The sequence below is a fragment of the Rhizobium sp. YIM 134829 genome (assembly GCF_046546455.1).
In genome coordinates this window covers 200,304-214,812 of record NZ_JBKHKI010000004.1, presented here as the reverse complement: position 1 = coordinate 214,812, position 14,509 = coordinate 200,304, and the positions used below count along the sequence as shown (strand labels likewise).

Below are 14,509 nucleotides of genomic sequence, written 5' to 3'. Positions count from 1 at the left end.
CCCGGCTCACTCGCTGTAGACGAACCCATCGACCAGGCGGGCATATTCGCGTTCGGGGACGCCGTAGGAGCCAGCGGCGAGCTCGAGCAGCTTGGCGCGACTCACGATGCGGACGCTGCCGCGGGTCGAGCGGATGGCATGCTCGCCCTCGAGAATATGCAGCTGTTCGGTCACGCCCGAGCGCCGTACGCCGAGCATCAAAGCAAGGAAATCATGGGTAATCGGCAAATCGTCGCCTTCCAGCCGATCGTGACACATCAGGAGCCAGCGGGCGAGGCGCTGATACATGGTATATTTTGCGGCGGCGAGAACCGAATAGGCGAGTTGCAGTTCGCAAGTATGGACATAGCGCAACAGGAGTTCGCGCGCGCCGCGATGATCAAGCAGGGCCTTGAAGGTCGAAACCTTGACCTGCAGGCCATGGCCGGCCGCCTGCATGAAGGTCTTGTTGGGCGTATGATCAACGCCAAGCACGGTCGAATAGCCCGAGAGCCCTTCATAGCCGACATGGCGGACCTCGACGCTCTTGCCGTCGGGACTGCGGGTGACGAGGGAGCCGAGACCGCTTTCGAGGAAGTAGATCTTCTCGATCGGCTGTCGGGGCTCGACGAGCGTATAGTGAACCGGAAGCGCGACAGGCACGAGACGCGGCTTCAGATAGTCGAAGGCATCCCTCGGCAGTCTCTTCAAAATGGTGTTCTTCACCGACTCTTGGGTCAGGTCAGTGTCATGTGCAGTCACAGATGAGTGGCCTTCCTATCGAAACGGAGAGGCGCACATTATTAAGCCGTCTCCTCTCGCGCTATCGGTCTGAAGAGTGGGTACGGTATCGGACAATATTGAAACGCTGCAATGTTTTAGCATGTTCCCGCAGCTTAGCCAGGAGCGCCAAAACAGGAACAAGCATCAAGGCGGCGAACGACGCCGCCAAAGCGGCTGGTCCTGCGATATGTTTGCCATGACTTTCTAATTCTTCCCCCGCTTCAACGCGGCTCAAGCGAGATCCGCCAGGTGACGGTAGAGCTGCCCCGCATCGGCGGGGGCCTCTTCCTCCTCGTCCTCCGGGGCTTCGCCGCGCGGCTGGCCGCGGCCTTCGCCTCGGCGCTCCTCCGCCTCAGTGTCGTCCTGGCCTTCCTGATGCTGCGGCTCGGCCTCCTCGTCGGTGGACGGCCGATCGGGAAGAGGGGCATAGGGTACGGTCAGGAATGGCAGCAGGAAGGGTTGGATCGCTGCGGCGGCGGCTGGCAGAGGCGAAGGCAGGGTGGCCAGAGCGTCAGAGGCGGCCGCCGGCGTCGCCACCAGACCTTCCGCCAACCGAGCGGATGCCGCATGCGCCGCACTGCCGGCCGGCGGATCGGCATCGACGGTCGCATGGGCACTGGCAGAGGCGCCGGGCGTCTTGGCTGGCGCGGCCGAAGCCTCCTGCTCGGCAAGACCGTGCGGCGGCGCAGGCGGCGCTTCCGCATCTTCACGCGGACCGGCCAGCATGAAGAACAGCGTCTCCCATTCGTCGAAGGAGGCTTGCGCCGGCTGCGCAGCGGCAGGCGGCATCGACGGGCCCATCGCTGGCCGTGGGAGCGGCAGTCGTGCAGCCTCCTCCTCCCCGTGCCTTTCCTCGCCGCGCAACTCGGTTCCTCGTTCCGGGAGGCGAGAAACACGCGGCGGTGTCTCCGTCGGCACCCGCTCGGATGGTCCGTGACCCAACGACGGGCCCCGGCCAGGGATAAGGGATTGGTCCGCGCCGGGTTCGGATCTCGACAGGAGGTTGCCCGCCGCAATCGAGGCGGGATGGGCGGAGACCGAACGCGCGGCGCGATCCGGCGATGAAGGCAACGCCACTGCCTGGGTCGAGCCGGCAGCCGACGGCGGAACCGGCCGGGTCGAACCGATCAGGGCCTCCGCCGTCCTCCGGTTCTGCGGGTGATCGGCCGCATGTGGCTGGCCGTTCGAAGGCCGGCTGTTTCTTTCGCCGAGCGATGCCTGATCGTCGCTGGGTGGCGTCAGATCGACGTCCGCGCTCGGGACGATTGGCTCCTCCCCGGCAAACCGCGACAGTGCGGCGCCCCAGGTGATCTCGACAGCGCGGGCCATGGCCTTCAGGTCCTTGGCGAGAAAGGCGGCGGCTTCCTTCAGCGTCGGGATCGGATCGCCGGCAAAGGGTCCCTGATCCCAGAAGTCAGGAGCCGATACCGCCTCATCGACGGGCCACGCCGGATCGCCGGCACTGCCCTGCGGCTGGCTTTCTACCGGGCCGGACATCTCGGGCGCGACTGCCCGCTGGTCCTCACCATGCGGCGCCGCCCCTGTGGCTGATGCCGTCGTTTCGCCCGCGCCATAGGCCTGCCGCAGCGCCGCCTGCAGTTCCGGTGCGCTGCCGATCACCGTCGAGGGATGGGTTGCGGCAGCGTGAACCGGCAGAGGCTGCTGAATGACCGGCGGGCGAAAGGGCGTCTCGTCCCGCTCGGGCAGGTGCGGCCCGCTCATCGGCGGAAGCGGCTCGCCTTTCGGCAGGAGATCGAGAAGGTTGCCGTTCTTGAGGCTCTCGACCAGCAGCTTCAGCGCCGCGATCAAGCTCTGCTGCGTCAGTTGCTTGTCGAGGAGCGCGCGAGCCGCCGGCGGCATCTGCTCCATATGGGCGATCAGCCGTTTCGCAAAGGCAGCGAGGCCCTCCTGCGGTTGCGGCGGCAGGTTGACGATCTGGCCGAGGGCCTCGGTCAGCCGGGCCAGCGCCATGCGGGTGTCTGGATCGGCGGCGGGGAGGTCCTTCAGCACCACTTCGAGCACATGCAGGATCGTGTCGAAGCGGCGCGTGGTGCTGCCGAGCAGCGAGCGATCCCGCGATGTTCCGCCATCGGCCAGGGCCGCAGCGGCACTCCTGGCGATGACGGGTGCCATTGTTCCGGTCTCCGATCCGGACCGGCGGACCATGATGGTGAGCCTGCAGCGCGCCGGTCCGGCTGCGGGCGCCGACGTCGGCCGGCTTGGGCATGGGATAACCTGCGCAAACGCATCATGCGTGGGAATGTCGATCGGAGACGGCGGATCGGGAGGCTCGGCCTGCGCCACATGCCGCTGGGCAATGCATAAGGGATCGACCAGAGGAGCGTATCGCAGGCCGGTTGACAAAGTGTTACGCCCGCCTCGCTCGTCTTGCGGAGACAAGGCGGCTCCCCTAATCCTGCGGGGCGATCCTCAGGCCGAAAGAGACGAATCGATGAGCGCGCCGAACCTCATTCTCGATACCGACAGCTACAAGTTCGGCCATTACCTGCAATATCCGCCGGGCACGGCCGCGATCTCCTCCTATATCGAGACCCGCGGCGCGCCGGATCTGGTCGATGTCCAGTTCTTCGGCCTGCAGATGTTCTTGAAGGACGCGCTGGCACGGCCGATCACGCGGCGCGACGTCGAGGAGGCCGAGGCGATGGTCACCGCCCATGGCCAGCCCTTCCACCGTGCCGGCTGGATGCACATCGTCGAGGCCCATGGCGGCCTGCTGCCTCTGGTCATCGAAGCGCTGCCCGAGGGCGTCGTTACGCGACGCGGCGTGCCGCTGGTGCAGGTCGCAAACACCGATCCCGCCTGTGCCTGGCTCGTCTCGCATATCGAGACGGCGCTCATCAGGGCGGTCTGGTATCCCTCGACCGTCGCCGGGACGGTGCGGCGCATCAAGCTCGCCTTGGCGGCGGCGCTGGAACGGACCTGCGACACGCCCGAAGCCCTGCTGCCGACTCGGCTTCTCGACTATGGCGCCCGCGGCGTGGCGAGCTATGAACAGGCGGGGATCGGCGGCGTGGCCCATCTCCTCCATTTCACCCAGACGGACACGATGCCGGCGGTCCTCTATGCCCGCCGCTTTTATGGCGCCGAGATGGCCGGCACGTCGATGCCCGCTTCCGAACATTCGACCATGACCGCCTGGGGCGGGGATCGCGAGGCGGAGGCCTTCTCCACCATGATCGACCGCTTCGCCCCGACAGGCGCCTTCGCAGTGGTTTCCGACAGCTACGACATCGCTACCGCCGTCTCGGAGACATGGGGTAAGCGACTGCGCGACAAGGTGAAGGCGAGCGGCGCCACCGTCCATATCCGCCCCGACAGCGGCGACCCCATCGAAACGCCGATCCAGGTCATCCAGCAGCTCGACTATCGTTTCGGCTCCAGCCCCAACCGCAAGGGCTTCAAGGTTCTCGACCGCTCGGTGCGCGTCATCCAGGGCGATGGCATCACGCTTTCCGACATGAACCAGATCCTGAGCCGGCTCGAGGCCTTCGGCTACTCGGCCGAGAATATCAGCTTCGCAATGGGATCGCGCATCCTGCAGCGCGTCGATCGCGACCAGTTCGGCTTTACCATGAAGGCCAATGCCAGGCTGGACCAGGCCGGCAAATGGCACGATGTCTGGAAACGGCCGGCGACCATGAATGTCAAGGCCACCAAGGCCGGGCGCCAAGCGGTGGTTATGGGGGCGCTGGGGCTCGAAGCCGTCCGGCTGGACCAGCTGGCGGGCCGGGACAATCTCCTGCAGCCGGTCTGGCGCAATGGCGCATTGTTGAAGGACTGGTCGCTGCGGGAGGTGCGGGCGCGCGCCGCACAGGCCTGACGCCTTGTCCCAACGTCAAAAACGCCCCACTTTGGAAGCACGGGGCACCTTTCCGGCAGGACGCCCGTCTTAGCACGAGATCAAGGACAGACCGATGGTGGTTCGCCCCCCAAGCTCCTTCACCAATCCCGGCGCGCGTACCACGGGCTTCGATCTTCTCGAATACGAGCTGATGAGCGAGCGCGCTGATGCGCTCGGCCGCCATGGGCTGAAAGTGGAAACCGCTATCGCCCGGCTGGAAGCCTGTTCGGAACCGGCCGAACGGGAGGCGCTTCTCGATGCTGCCGCCGACGCTGTCTGGTCCTTCTTCATCACACGCGAGCTTTGCGGCCTGCGCTCCAACAAGGATGCGATCGCCCGCTATCGCATCCCGCGCGAGGTGATCGCTCGGCTCGGCGTCGTGCGCAAACCGCCGGCCTGAGCTTCCGCCCATCGGGCACCGCGTGTGGGACGCCCGGCCTGTCTCAGGCAGCAACAGGGCTGGCCGCCGGCGCCTTGGCCGCCGCGGCCTCCGCCTTGCGCTTCAGCATTTCGTAAATCCCGTTCTCGTCGACGGAGACCGGGAGAATGCCAGCCCCCTCCTCGTCCGTTCCAGCCGTGCCCGGCCCGCCGGGCCCCGCGCGGGCGATCATCTCGGTCTGTTTCGTTTCGGCCTCGGCCTGCTTGGTCTCGTCCGATTTTCCGGCGGACTCATCCACTGCAGCCTCGGCAGCCTCGGCAGCCTGGACCGCCGTTCGAGACTGCGCATCGGCTGCCTGTTGCTGCTCCACATCCCTCTGTGCAGCCTCGGCACCGGCAGCCAGGGCCACCAGAAGGTCGCTGACATTGGAAACGACGTCTGGAGACGCTGGTGCGTCCGGCTTGTCGTTGGCGGACTCCGGCAACTTGCCCAGCGCTTCGTTCAGCTCCTCCACGGCCTTGCGCGCCTTCTCGACGTCCTCGAGCTTCTCCGAGGCCTCGAGCGCATGGATCTGCTCTTCGCGCTCCTTCTTCGTCTCGGCATCCTCGACCTTGGTCGGATCGGACTTGTCGGTGCGCTCGAGCTTCAGTTCGGCCACCGTCTTCGGATCCGCGGCCTCTTCCAGCCGCTGGATAACCTTGGTCATGTCCTTCGAGGCGAACTTCTCCTCGCGCACCTGCTTGTCCAGAGCCTCCTGAATCGCCTTGGCGGTGTCGCCGGAAGGATTGGCGATGGCCTCGATCATGTCCTTTGCCGTGAAGCCGAGGTCGCGAAGGCCGGATTTCTTTTCCAGTTCGGCCGTGCTCCAGACGAGAGGCTTCCGATAATCGGCAAGGGCCCGGCCGACGCGCTCGCTGTAGGTCACATCGAGTTCCTGTTCGCCCTGCGGTTCGATGCCAAGGCGTTCGACAAGACGCGCGATCGTCTTCGCCATGTCGCTCCGCGGCTCGCCCTTTCGGGCCGGATCGAGCGCCGCTTTCAACTCTTCCACCGAGACAGAAAAGCGCGCCAGGGAGAACCTCTGCATTGGCGGAGGAAGAAAGAACTCGGTCGGGCTGATATGGTCGACCACCACCAGCGCATCCGAGAGCCGCTGAGCGAAATCCGTTCCAAGCTCATCCTTCTCCCGCTGCAGACCGAGGGTCGCCGTGAAGCGGCCGATCAGGGCCTGCATGGCTTCGTCGTCATATTTCTGAGCGCCGAAGAAATGCGCGTTGATCTTGTCGTTCAGCACCTCGTGGCTCTGGCTGCGCTTGGTCTTGGCGGCCAGAAACTCATCGGTCTTCGGAAATTTCCGCCGCGCTTCCTCCTCCTGGAGGCGGCGTTCTTCCGCCTCGTTGACGATCGAGCGCATCAATTGGGTCGACGCCGCACCTGCGGCTTGAGCAGACGGGAGTATCATCGGCTGGGGCCCGCACTGGAGATTGCACAGGCCGCAACTTATAAGGGGCAATGCCCTAATTTAGCGTTAACTATGCGCGAAGATGTCGGTCTCGTTCCAGCCGAGCAGATCGAGCTTGGCGCGGGTCGGCAGGAAATCGAAACAGGATTGTGCGAGCTCCATCCGCTCGTCGCGCAAGAGCCGCTCGGTCAGCCGGTCGCGCAGCGCATGCAGGTGGAGGACATCGGAGGCGGCATAGTCGAGCTGGGCCTGCGACAGCGTCTCCGCTGCCCAGTCGGAGGATTGCTGCTGCTTGGAAATATCGACGTCGAGCATTTCCTTGAGATTGTCCTTCAACCCATGCCGATCCGTGTAGGTGCGCACCAGGCGCGAGGCGATCTTGGTGCAGAAGATCGAGGCGGTGGTGACGCCGAAGGTCTGGTAGAGAACGGCGATGTCGAAGCGGCCGTAATGGAATATCTTCTGACGTGTGGGGTCTGCGAGCAAGGCGGTGAGCCTGGGCGCCTGAGTCTGGCCCTTAGCGATGCGGATGAGATCGGCACTGCCGTCGCCCGGCGAAAGCTGCACGAGGCAGAGCCGGTCGCGCCGCGGCACCAGACCGAGCGTCTCGGTATCGATGGCAACTGCGCCCGTGTAGCGTGCCGCATCCGCCTCCTGAAGATCGCCGTCGTGAACCCGTATTGCATTCGCCATGGAACACCCCACATTGCCAATAAGCGGCCCGCCGCCGGGTGCGGACTTCGTCCCCATCGGCAAGGCAAAGCTCTAACCCACCCGGCGCGCCGAGGCGAGCCCTCTGCCCTCAGGATCCGGCCCATGTCCATGCGCAGCCTTGCCCTCTTGATGGCTCTTCTGTCGGGACTGGCAGCAACCGGAATGGCAAGCTCGGCGCGAGCGGCGGAGGAAGGGTTTGTTCTGCCGGGCACAGGCAGCGTCCAGGGCTATCTGCCGGGTGTCACCCCCCAGGCGCCACTCGTCGCCGAGCCCCGCGTGACCTGCGAACAGGCTTATATCGACCGGGCCCGCGACGGCCTGATGCCACAGCGCGGCCCGCGATACCGCGCTGTGAATGTCTGCCGGCGCGATGGTGGGCCGGAATTCGTTTCCCCCATGCTGCCGCCCTCCAATCTGCGCCAGCTGCGCGGCCTGCCCTATTGAGACGTCTCATCCGTGCGGTTGCCGCCGCGTGATGCTTGGAGGAACGCCCTTGCCTCCCCGCCCCTGACTGCGATAGTCCCACCTCACAAACAGGAGGCGCTGCGGGCGGCCGCAGGGGAGAGAGAGACATGACGCATGCAACCGTTCCGGCCGACCGTCCACTGGTAATCAGCGCGCCCGAACCCCGCAGCCTGGACCTGATCTTCACCGACGAGGCCCGCCGGCAGCTCACCGACCGCTATGAGATCGTCGAGGCTGATCCGGAGGCGATCGCCGCGCTTGATGATGCGGTGCTGGGCAAGGCCCGGTTCATTCTCGGCCAGCCGCCACTCGACGCCGCGACGCTCGCACGCATGCCGCAGCTGCGCGCGATCCTGAATGTCGAGAGCAATCTCATCAACAACATGCCCTACGAGATCCTGTTCGCCCGCGGCATTCATGTCGTGACGACGGGACAGGTCTTTGCCGAGCCGGTGGCGGAGCTGGGGCTCGCCATGGCCCTCTCGCTCTTCCGCGGCCTGGTCGATGCCGATCTCGACTTCCGCGAGGGACGCGAGCTCTGGGGTGGCGAAGGAAACGGCGGCGCGCGACTCCTGTCCGGCGCGGAGGTGGGGCTGATCGGCTTCGGCGATCTCGGCAAGGCGCTCAATCGCCTGCTCACCGGCTTCCGCACCACCACCCGTGTCTTCGACCCCTGGCTGCCGGCCTCGATTCTGGCTGATCACGGCGTGACGCCGGCCAGCCTCGAAACCGTGTTGACGAAGAGCGATGTCGTTTTCGTCGTCGCATCGGTGACGAGCGAGAACGAGGGATTCCTGAATGCCAGCGCCTTCGCATCCATGCGCAGGGGGGCCGCTTTGATCCTGCTCAGCCGCGCGGCCGTGGTCAATTTCGACGACCTGATGGCAGCGGTGGAAAGCGGCCAGATCCGCGCGGCAAGTGATGTCTTCCCCGAAGAGCCTTTGCCTGCCGATCATCCGGTTCGCCGGCTGCCGGGTTTCCTGCGCTCCGCCCACCGGGCCGGCGCGCTCGACATCGCCTTCAAGCGGATGGGCGACATGGTGCTCGAGGACATGGACCTGATGGACCGCGATCTCCCGCCGATGCGCTGCAAGCGCGCCGAGCGGGAAACCGTGTCGCGCATGCGCTCCAAGCCCGTCGCGGTCAACTGACGCGCGCGGGCCTCAGCTGCGCGCGGCGTGAACGTTTGAGGCTTCCATGAGCGAGCTGGCGATCGCCATTGCCAGACGCTTGCCGCGTGCGCGAACCTCGTCCTTGTCGAAGTCCTGGGCGGAGAGCGCGAGATCCATACCCTCGCGCATGAGGATCTGCTGCGCGCGGAAGACGGCCCAGCTTCTGACGTCGTCGGATTGCTTCATGTCGTGCCCCTTGTGCCGTCTCATTCGGCTTTGAGGAGGCCGGATGCCCTCCGCCTCCCACCCTCATGGTTCCCGAACGAGACGGGTTCGAACATCCCTCGTCCGGCAGTCCCCCGCCCCAACACCACCCCAGGCGAATCAAGGATCCCGCATTCCAGCATCGGGATTTTTGCACGAGAATGAAGCGTTAGTTTTGCATGATGAAAAGTTACAGGTGAGTGCAATGTGTGGCTGGGTTGTGTGTCTATTTCGGCCTTCGCGGGCCTGAAAAAGATTTTGCCGAAACACTGGCTGTGCGCAAGGGGGACAGCGCCTATGTTCTTCACCAAAAGCTCAAAAAGCGACAAAGGATCCCCATGTCCGTGCAGCGCGTCTCCTTCTATCTCGTCCTCGTGCTGGTGAGCGTCGCCTTCGTCGTGCTGATGCTGCCCTTCTACTCCGCCATTCTTTGGGCCGTGGCGCTCGCCATCGTCTTCTATCCGCTGCATGTACGGATCGAGAGGGCGTTCGGGGGCCGCAGGAGTCTGGCAGCCGTCTGCTCGGTTCTGATTTGCGTCTGCCTGGTCATCATTCCCGGCATGATCATCATCGGCTCGATCGCCCGCCATGCCAGCACGATCTACGGCCGCATCGAGAGCGGCGAGATCGATCTGCGCGCGCTCTGGCTCAGCCTGCAGGCGTCGCTGCCGGGCGTGGCGCAGGACTGGATCCGGACGCTGCAGGAAAACGGGCTTCAGGATCTCTGGCAACGCGTCTCGTCAGCCGGCATGCAGGGCGGAGGTTTTCTCGCAAGCCGCGCCGTGACCTTCGGCCAGAGCACGCTCCAGGTCTTCATCGCCTTCGGGCTGATGCTCTATCTCTTGTTCTTCCTGTTCCGCGACGGACGCGGGCTGGCGCGCACGCTCCGTCGTGCCCTGCCGCTCAGCGATTCCCACACGCAGCAATTCTCCGCCAAGTTTCTCTCGGTGGTGCGCGCAACCGTGCGTGGCAATGTCATCATCGCCGCGCTGCAGGGGCTGATCGGTGGGATTGCCTTCTGGGCGCTCGGCATCGAGGCCGCCCTGCTCTGGGGCGTGCTGATGGCCTTCCTGTCGCTGCTGCCGGCCGTGGGCGCCGCCATCGTCTGGGTGCCGGCGGCGATCTATCTGGCGCTGACCGGCAGCGCCACCAAGGCCATCATCCTGGTCGCCGTCGGCGTGCTGGTGATCGGCCTCGTCGACAATCTTCTGCGCCCGCCGCTGGTCGGCAAGGAAACGAAGCTGCCGGATTATGTGGTGCTGATGTCGACAGTGGGCGGCATCGCCCTGATCGGCATCAACGGCTTCATCATCGGGCCGCTGATCGCCGCGCTGTTCTTTGTTGCCTGGAGCATCGTAATGGACGAGCAGAGCCGGCAGAAAACGGACGGCTCGCTGATCCTCTAACGAGTCGGAATGGAACGGTCGGCCCCGCTTCAGCGGGCAGCCGACCAGGCGTTGGTGTAGAACTCCACGAAGGCCTGGCGAGCCTGGAAGACGGTGGCGCGATGGGCGAGTGCGGCATAGCAGGCGTCGCAGACCCGGTGGAAGCGCTCGCCCTGCTCGCCGGTCCACTGGACGGTCAGGAGTTGCAGTGCCTGGGCCGGGCTGCGCACCCGCCGCCACAGACCATCGCCAAGATCGACCACCACGGAGTCGCCCCAGCAGATATCGGCCATTTCGTCTCGCACTTCGATCATCATGGTTGACAAACTCCTAACAGGAACCATGCGCACTCTGTGCCACGCCGCGGCCTCAAGCGAAAGCGCTACCTAAAATTAAGGTTACGATGGGCGGTTGAGGCAGTCGCCGGACGGGGACGGCGGGGCCGCGTCAGACCGAGAAGATCTTCTGCAGCTCGCGCTCCAGCTGGCTCTGCGAGTAGGGCTTGCCGAGCCGGGGAACATCGAGCTCGACGCCCGGCGGCAGGTCGGCATAGCCAGTGGCGAGCAGCACCGGCATTGTCGGCGCGATCTCGCGGGCTGCGATCGCCAGCTCGCCGCCGGTCATGCCCGGCATGGAGTAGTCGGTGATCATCAGGTCGAAAGGCCCCTCGGCGCGCAAGTGCTCGAGCGCATCCCGGCCGGAATGAGCCTCCACCACATCATGGCCGAGATCGAGCAGCATATCGGCCGAGCTCATGGCGATCAGGGCGTCGTCATCGACGAGCAGGATACGGCGCGGACCCTGGTCAACGCGCGCTGCGGCTTCGAGGACAGGTTCCGCCACCGGTTCGGTCCGCAGCGCGGCCGCCTCGCTGCCGGCGGGGATCCAGAGTTCGGCGGCGGTGCCCTCGCCGAGCCGGCTCGTCAGCCGTAGCGTGCCGGAGAGCTGGCGGGCGAGGCCATGGATCATCGATAGGCCGAGGCCGGTGCCCTTGCCGAGCTCCTTGGTAGAATAGAAGGGCTCGATCGCCTTTTTCAGCGTCTCGGCGTCCATGCCGGTCCCACGATCGGTGACGGAGAGCACGACATAGCGACCGGCCGCCAGCTCCTCGCTCGCCTCCACATCCGCCTGCCGGAGCGCGATCGTCACCAGCCCGCCCTCAGGCATGGCGTCGCGCGCATTGACGACAAGGTTCAGCAAAGCGAGCTCGATCTGGTTGGCATCGGCCATCACCGGAGCAAGCCCCTGCGGCGCGTCAATCTCGATCTGCACCATGGCACCGACCGAGCGCACGAGAAGATCCTCGACATCGGACAGGAGGGTGGCAAGATCGACGGCCTCGATCTTCAAATCCTGCCGCCGTGCGAAGGCCAGCATGCGCTGGGTGAGCGAGGCGCCGCGGCGCGCGCCCTGCAGGGCCCCCTCGATCAGCCGCTCGGCCTTGGCATCGCCGCTCACATGTTTGCGCAGCAGTTCCAGATTGCCGAGCACCGCCATCAGCAGATTGTTGAAGTCATGGGCGACGCCACCGGTCAGCTGGCCGATCGCCTCCATCTTCTGCGCCTGGCGCAGCTGTTCCTCGGCGCTCTGCCGCTGGGCAGCCTGTTCGACCACGGAGGCATGGGCGGCCTCCAGATCGGCCGTGCGTTCGGCGACCCGCTGTTCGAGGATCTCGTTCACCTGACGGTTCTTGTCCGCCTCGCGGCGCCGTTCGGTGATATCGGCGGTGACGCCCACCAGCTTGACCGGGCGGCCGAGCCGGTCGTGATGCGCCTGGGCGCGGATCTCCACCCAATGAAGGCTGCCATCCGGCCAGAGGATGCGATATTCGATCGCATAATCCTCGCCGGTCAGCCGCGACCGATCGAGCGCCGACTCGACGCGTAGCTGATCGTCCGGATGGATCGTGGCCTGCCAGCGCAAATAGGGAAAGCTGTCCTCCGACTGCAGGCCGAAGATCGCCTTGCAGGTCGAGGAGGTGGTCAGCGTCAGGGTCTGGAGATCGAGTTCCCAGGCGCCGAGGCGTCCGGCGGACAGAGCTGTCTGCAACCGCCGCTCGCTCTCGTCGAGCTCGAGAATGCGCTGCCGTCCCTCGAATTGGCGCATGCGGCTGCGCAGCGCCGTGCGGACGACGCTGATCAGCGTCGTTGCGTGGAAGGGCCGTTCGAGGAAGCTGACATTGCCGAGCAATTCCGACATGCGCGCGGCCGCCGGATTGCGCTCCGGCCCGCCGCCGCGATGGGTGAGCAGGATGAAGGGGAGATCCGACCAGCTGGGTTGCGTCTCGATCCAGGCAGCAAGCGCCCTCAGATCCGCCGAGCGCAGCGAATCTTCCACCACGAGCGCCAGGGCGACATCATCGCCGAGCCGCGAGACAAGCGTGCGCGGGTCGGGGACGGCGACCGGGGCCAAGCCCAGCTCGACCATGAGGGCACCGGCGACCTGGGCATCACGGCCGCTCGGCGCGAGGATCAGGGCCGTGAAGACCGGATCAGAATTCACCATAGCCCGCGCTGTCCTGCTGGAACAGTTCCGGCTCTTCGCCGACGATCACCGGTACGCCGCGCAGCACGCCCTGGAAATTGGTGAGCGCCCTGCCGAGCGAAAGCCCCGCCTCGCCGATGCGGAATTCGCGGATCGTGTCCTCATGGGGACCGGTGCGCTTCTTGATGACGGAGACGGCGCGCCGCACGCTGCCCCGCGCCTCGAAATAGCGCAGCAGGATCACCGTATCGGCGAGATAGGTGACATCGACCGGGGAACGCATGTCGCCGACCAGTCCATGCTGGGCGACGGTCAGGAACGTATTGGTGCCCTGCCGGTTCAGATATTGCAGGAGCTCGTGCATGTGCAGGATCAGTGCGTTCTCCTCCGGCATCGAGGCCTGGTAGCCGTTGACGCTGTCGATGACGACCGTGCTGGCCTTGGAAAGCGAGACGCGCTCGCGCAGGCGGTGGGAGAATTCGCCCGGTGAGATCTCGGCCGCATCGATCTGCTCGATATGGACCATGCCTTCGTCGCGCAGACGCTCCAGGTCGAAGCCCATCATCTTCGTGCGGTTGAAGAGCACGCCGATCTCCTCGTCGAAGACGAAGAGGACGGCGCGCTCGCCGCGCGCGACGGCAGCGAAGATAAACTGCAAAGCGAACAGGCTCTTGCCGGTGCCGGCCGGGCCGATCAGCAGCGTGCTCGTGCCCCGATCGATCCCGCCGCCGAGCAGTGCGTCGAACTCGGCGATGCCGCTTGGCAGCAGCGCATTGTCGAAGGTGCCGCGATGCTCCACGGCGCGCAGCCGCGGGAAGACGGCCACGCCGCCGGTGCGGATGACGAAATCATGATAGCCGCCGCGAAAGGCCTGGCCGCGATATTTGATCACCCGCATGCGGCGGCGCTCGGCGCCGTAATCGGGCGCCAGCTGCTCCAGATGCACCACACCATGGACGACGCTGTGCACCGTCTTGTCGCCAGAATCGGAGGTCATGTCGTCGAGCAGCAGCACCGTTGCGCCCGAGCGGGCGAAATAATGTTTGAGCGCCAGGATCTGCCGGCGATAGCGCAGCGAACTCTGGGCGAGCAGACGGATTTCCGAAAGACTGTCCAGCACCACGCGATGCGGCTTCAGGCGCTCGAAAGCCTCGAAGATCATCTTGGTGGTTTCGCCAAGCTCGAGGTCCGAGGAATAGAGCAGGCTCTGCTGCTGGTCGGCATCGAGCAAGGATTCCGGGGGCACCAGTTCGAAGATTTCGAGCCCGCCATCGATCGAGAAACCATGGGCAGCGGCCGTCTCGCGCAGCTCCGTGTCGGTCTCCGACAGGGTGATGTAGAGGCACCTCTCACCACGCGCGGTCCCTTCGGTCAGGAACTGGAGCGCAATGGTGGTCTTGCCGGTGCCGGGCTGCCCTTGCAGAAGAAAAACATGCCGACGGGAGAACCCACCCCCCAGAACGTCATCGAGCCCCACAATGCCCGTTGCCGCCTTTGCCCCTACATCCAACATTCGTCCCGACCTCGCTGCGCAGGTCTGACATATAAGTCGAAAAGTACCGAGGGCCAGCCGGTTACACACGCAATTTATCGGAAGATCTTGGCCGTTTCTGGCCAGCC

General features: G+C 65.4%; 13 protein-coding genes. 5 read left to right on the top strand and 8 right to left on the bottom strand.

Going from position 1 to position 14,509, the window contains the following annotated elements; all coding sequences use genetic code 11:
- Positions 1 to 6: 6 nt before the first annotated feature.
- Positions 7 to 705, bottom strand: a complete 699-nt coding sequence (locus ACLE20_RS09860; protein WP_410940098.1) for a Crp/Fnr family transcriptional regulator — start codon at positions 703 to 705, stop codon at positions 7 to 9.
- A 288-nt stretch (positions 706 to 993) separates the two neighbouring features.
- On the bottom strand, positions 994 to 2,895 hold the full coding sequence (locus ACLE20_RS09855) for a hypothetical protein (RefSeq protein WP_410940097.1): 1,902 nt from the start codon (positions 2,893 to 2,895) through the stop codon (positions 994 to 996).
- A 319-nt stretch (positions 2,896 to 3,214) separates the two neighbouring features.
- On the opposite strand from ACLE20_RS09855, the gene ACLE20_RS09850 reads away from it, so the two are divergent.
- Complete coding sequence (locus ACLE20_RS09850) at positions 3,215 to 4,603, top strand: nicotinate phosphoribosyltransferase (protein ID WP_410940096.1); 1,389 nt, start codon at positions 3,215 to 3,217, stop codon at positions 4,601 to 4,603.
- Between the two features lie 94 nt (positions 4,604 to 4,697).
- Positions 4,698 to 5,024 carry a DUF6665 family protein gene (locus ACLE20_RS09845; protein ID WP_410940095.1) on the top strand — a complete coding sequence of 109 codons (327 nt, stop codon included), beginning with the start codon at positions 4,698 to 4,700 and terminating at the stop codon, positions 5,022 to 5,024.
- A gap of 43 nt (positions 5,025 to 5,067) precedes the next feature.
- Here ACLE20_RS09845 and ACLE20_RS09840 read toward each other — a convergent pair whose 3' ends face one another.
- Positions 5,068 to 6,417 (bottom strand): hypothetical protein, encoded by a 1,350-nt coding sequence (locus tag ACLE20_RS09840; RefSeq protein WP_410940094.1) that lies wholly within the window; start codon positions 6,415 to 6,417, stop codon positions 5,068 to 5,070.
- Positions 6,418 to 6,531: 114 nt separating this feature from the next.
- On the bottom strand, positions 6,532 to 7,158 hold the full coding sequence (locus ACLE20_RS09835) for a ribonuclease D (RefSeq protein ID WP_410940093.1): 627 nt from the start codon (positions 7,156 to 7,158) through the stop codon (positions 6,532 to 6,534).
- A gap of 123 nt (positions 7,159 to 7,281) precedes the next feature.
- Between ACLE20_RS09835 and ACLE20_RS09830 the strand changes: the two genes are divergently transcribed.
- Positions 7,282 to 7,623 (top strand): hypothetical protein, encoded by a 342-nt coding sequence (locus tag ACLE20_RS09830; protein ID WP_410940092.1) that lies wholly within the window; start codon positions 7,282 to 7,284, stop codon positions 7,621 to 7,623.
- Between the two features lie 128 nt (positions 7,624 to 7,751).
- Complete coding sequence (locus ACLE20_RS09825; protein ID WP_410940091.1) at positions 7,752 to 8,795, top strand: hydroxyacid dehydrogenase; 1,044 nt, start codon at positions 7,752 to 7,754, stop codon at positions 8,793 to 8,795.
- A 12-nt stretch (positions 8,796 to 8,807) separates the two neighbouring features.
- Here ACLE20_RS09825 and ACLE20_RS09820 read toward each other — a convergent pair whose 3' ends face one another.
- Positions 8,808 to 9,002 (bottom strand): hypothetical protein, encoded by a 195-nt coding sequence (locus tag ACLE20_RS09820; RefSeq protein WP_410940090.1) that lies wholly within the window; start codon positions 9,000 to 9,002, stop codon positions 8,808 to 8,810.
- Between the two features lie 356 nt (positions 9,003 to 9,358).
- Here ACLE20_RS09820 and ACLE20_RS09815 point away from each other — a divergent pair, with 356 nt between their 5' ends.
- Positions 9,359 to 10,426 (top strand): AI-2E family transporter, encoded by a 1,068-nt coding sequence (locus ACLE20_RS09815; RefSeq protein ID WP_410940089.1) that lies wholly within the window; start codon positions 9,359 to 9,361, stop codon positions 10,424 to 10,426.
- Between the two features lie 29 nt (positions 10,427 to 10,455).
- Here the strand turns inward: ACLE20_RS09815 and ACLE20_RS09810 are convergent, their stop codons facing one another.
- The 3 genes from ACLE20_RS09810 to ACLE20_RS09800 all read right to left on the bottom strand — a co-directional run bounded on the left by ACLE20_RS09810 (position 10,456) and on the right by ACLE20_RS09800 (position 14,402).
- Positions 10,456 to 10,722 carry a DUF982 domain-containing protein gene (locus ACLE20_RS09810; RefSeq protein ID WP_410940088.1) on the bottom strand — a complete coding sequence of 89 codons (267 nt, stop codon included), beginning with the start codon at positions 10,720 to 10,722 and terminating at the stop codon, positions 10,456 to 10,458.
- Positions 10,723 to 10,852: 130 nt separating this feature from the next.
- Positions 10,853 to 12,910, bottom strand: a complete 2,058-nt coding sequence (locus ACLE20_RS09805; protein ID WP_410940087.1) for a PAS domain-containing protein — start codon at positions 12,908 to 12,910, stop codon at positions 10,853 to 10,855.
- Positions 12,897 to 14,402, bottom strand: a complete 1,506-nt coding sequence (locus ACLE20_RS09800; protein ID WP_410940086.1) for an ATPase domain-containing protein — start codon at positions 14,400 to 14,402, stop codon at positions 12,897 to 12,899. Before ACLE20_RS09800 ends, ACLE20_RS09805 begins: the two co-directional genes overlap by 14 nt.
- Between the last annotated feature and the right edge of the window lie 107 nt (positions 14,403 to 14,509).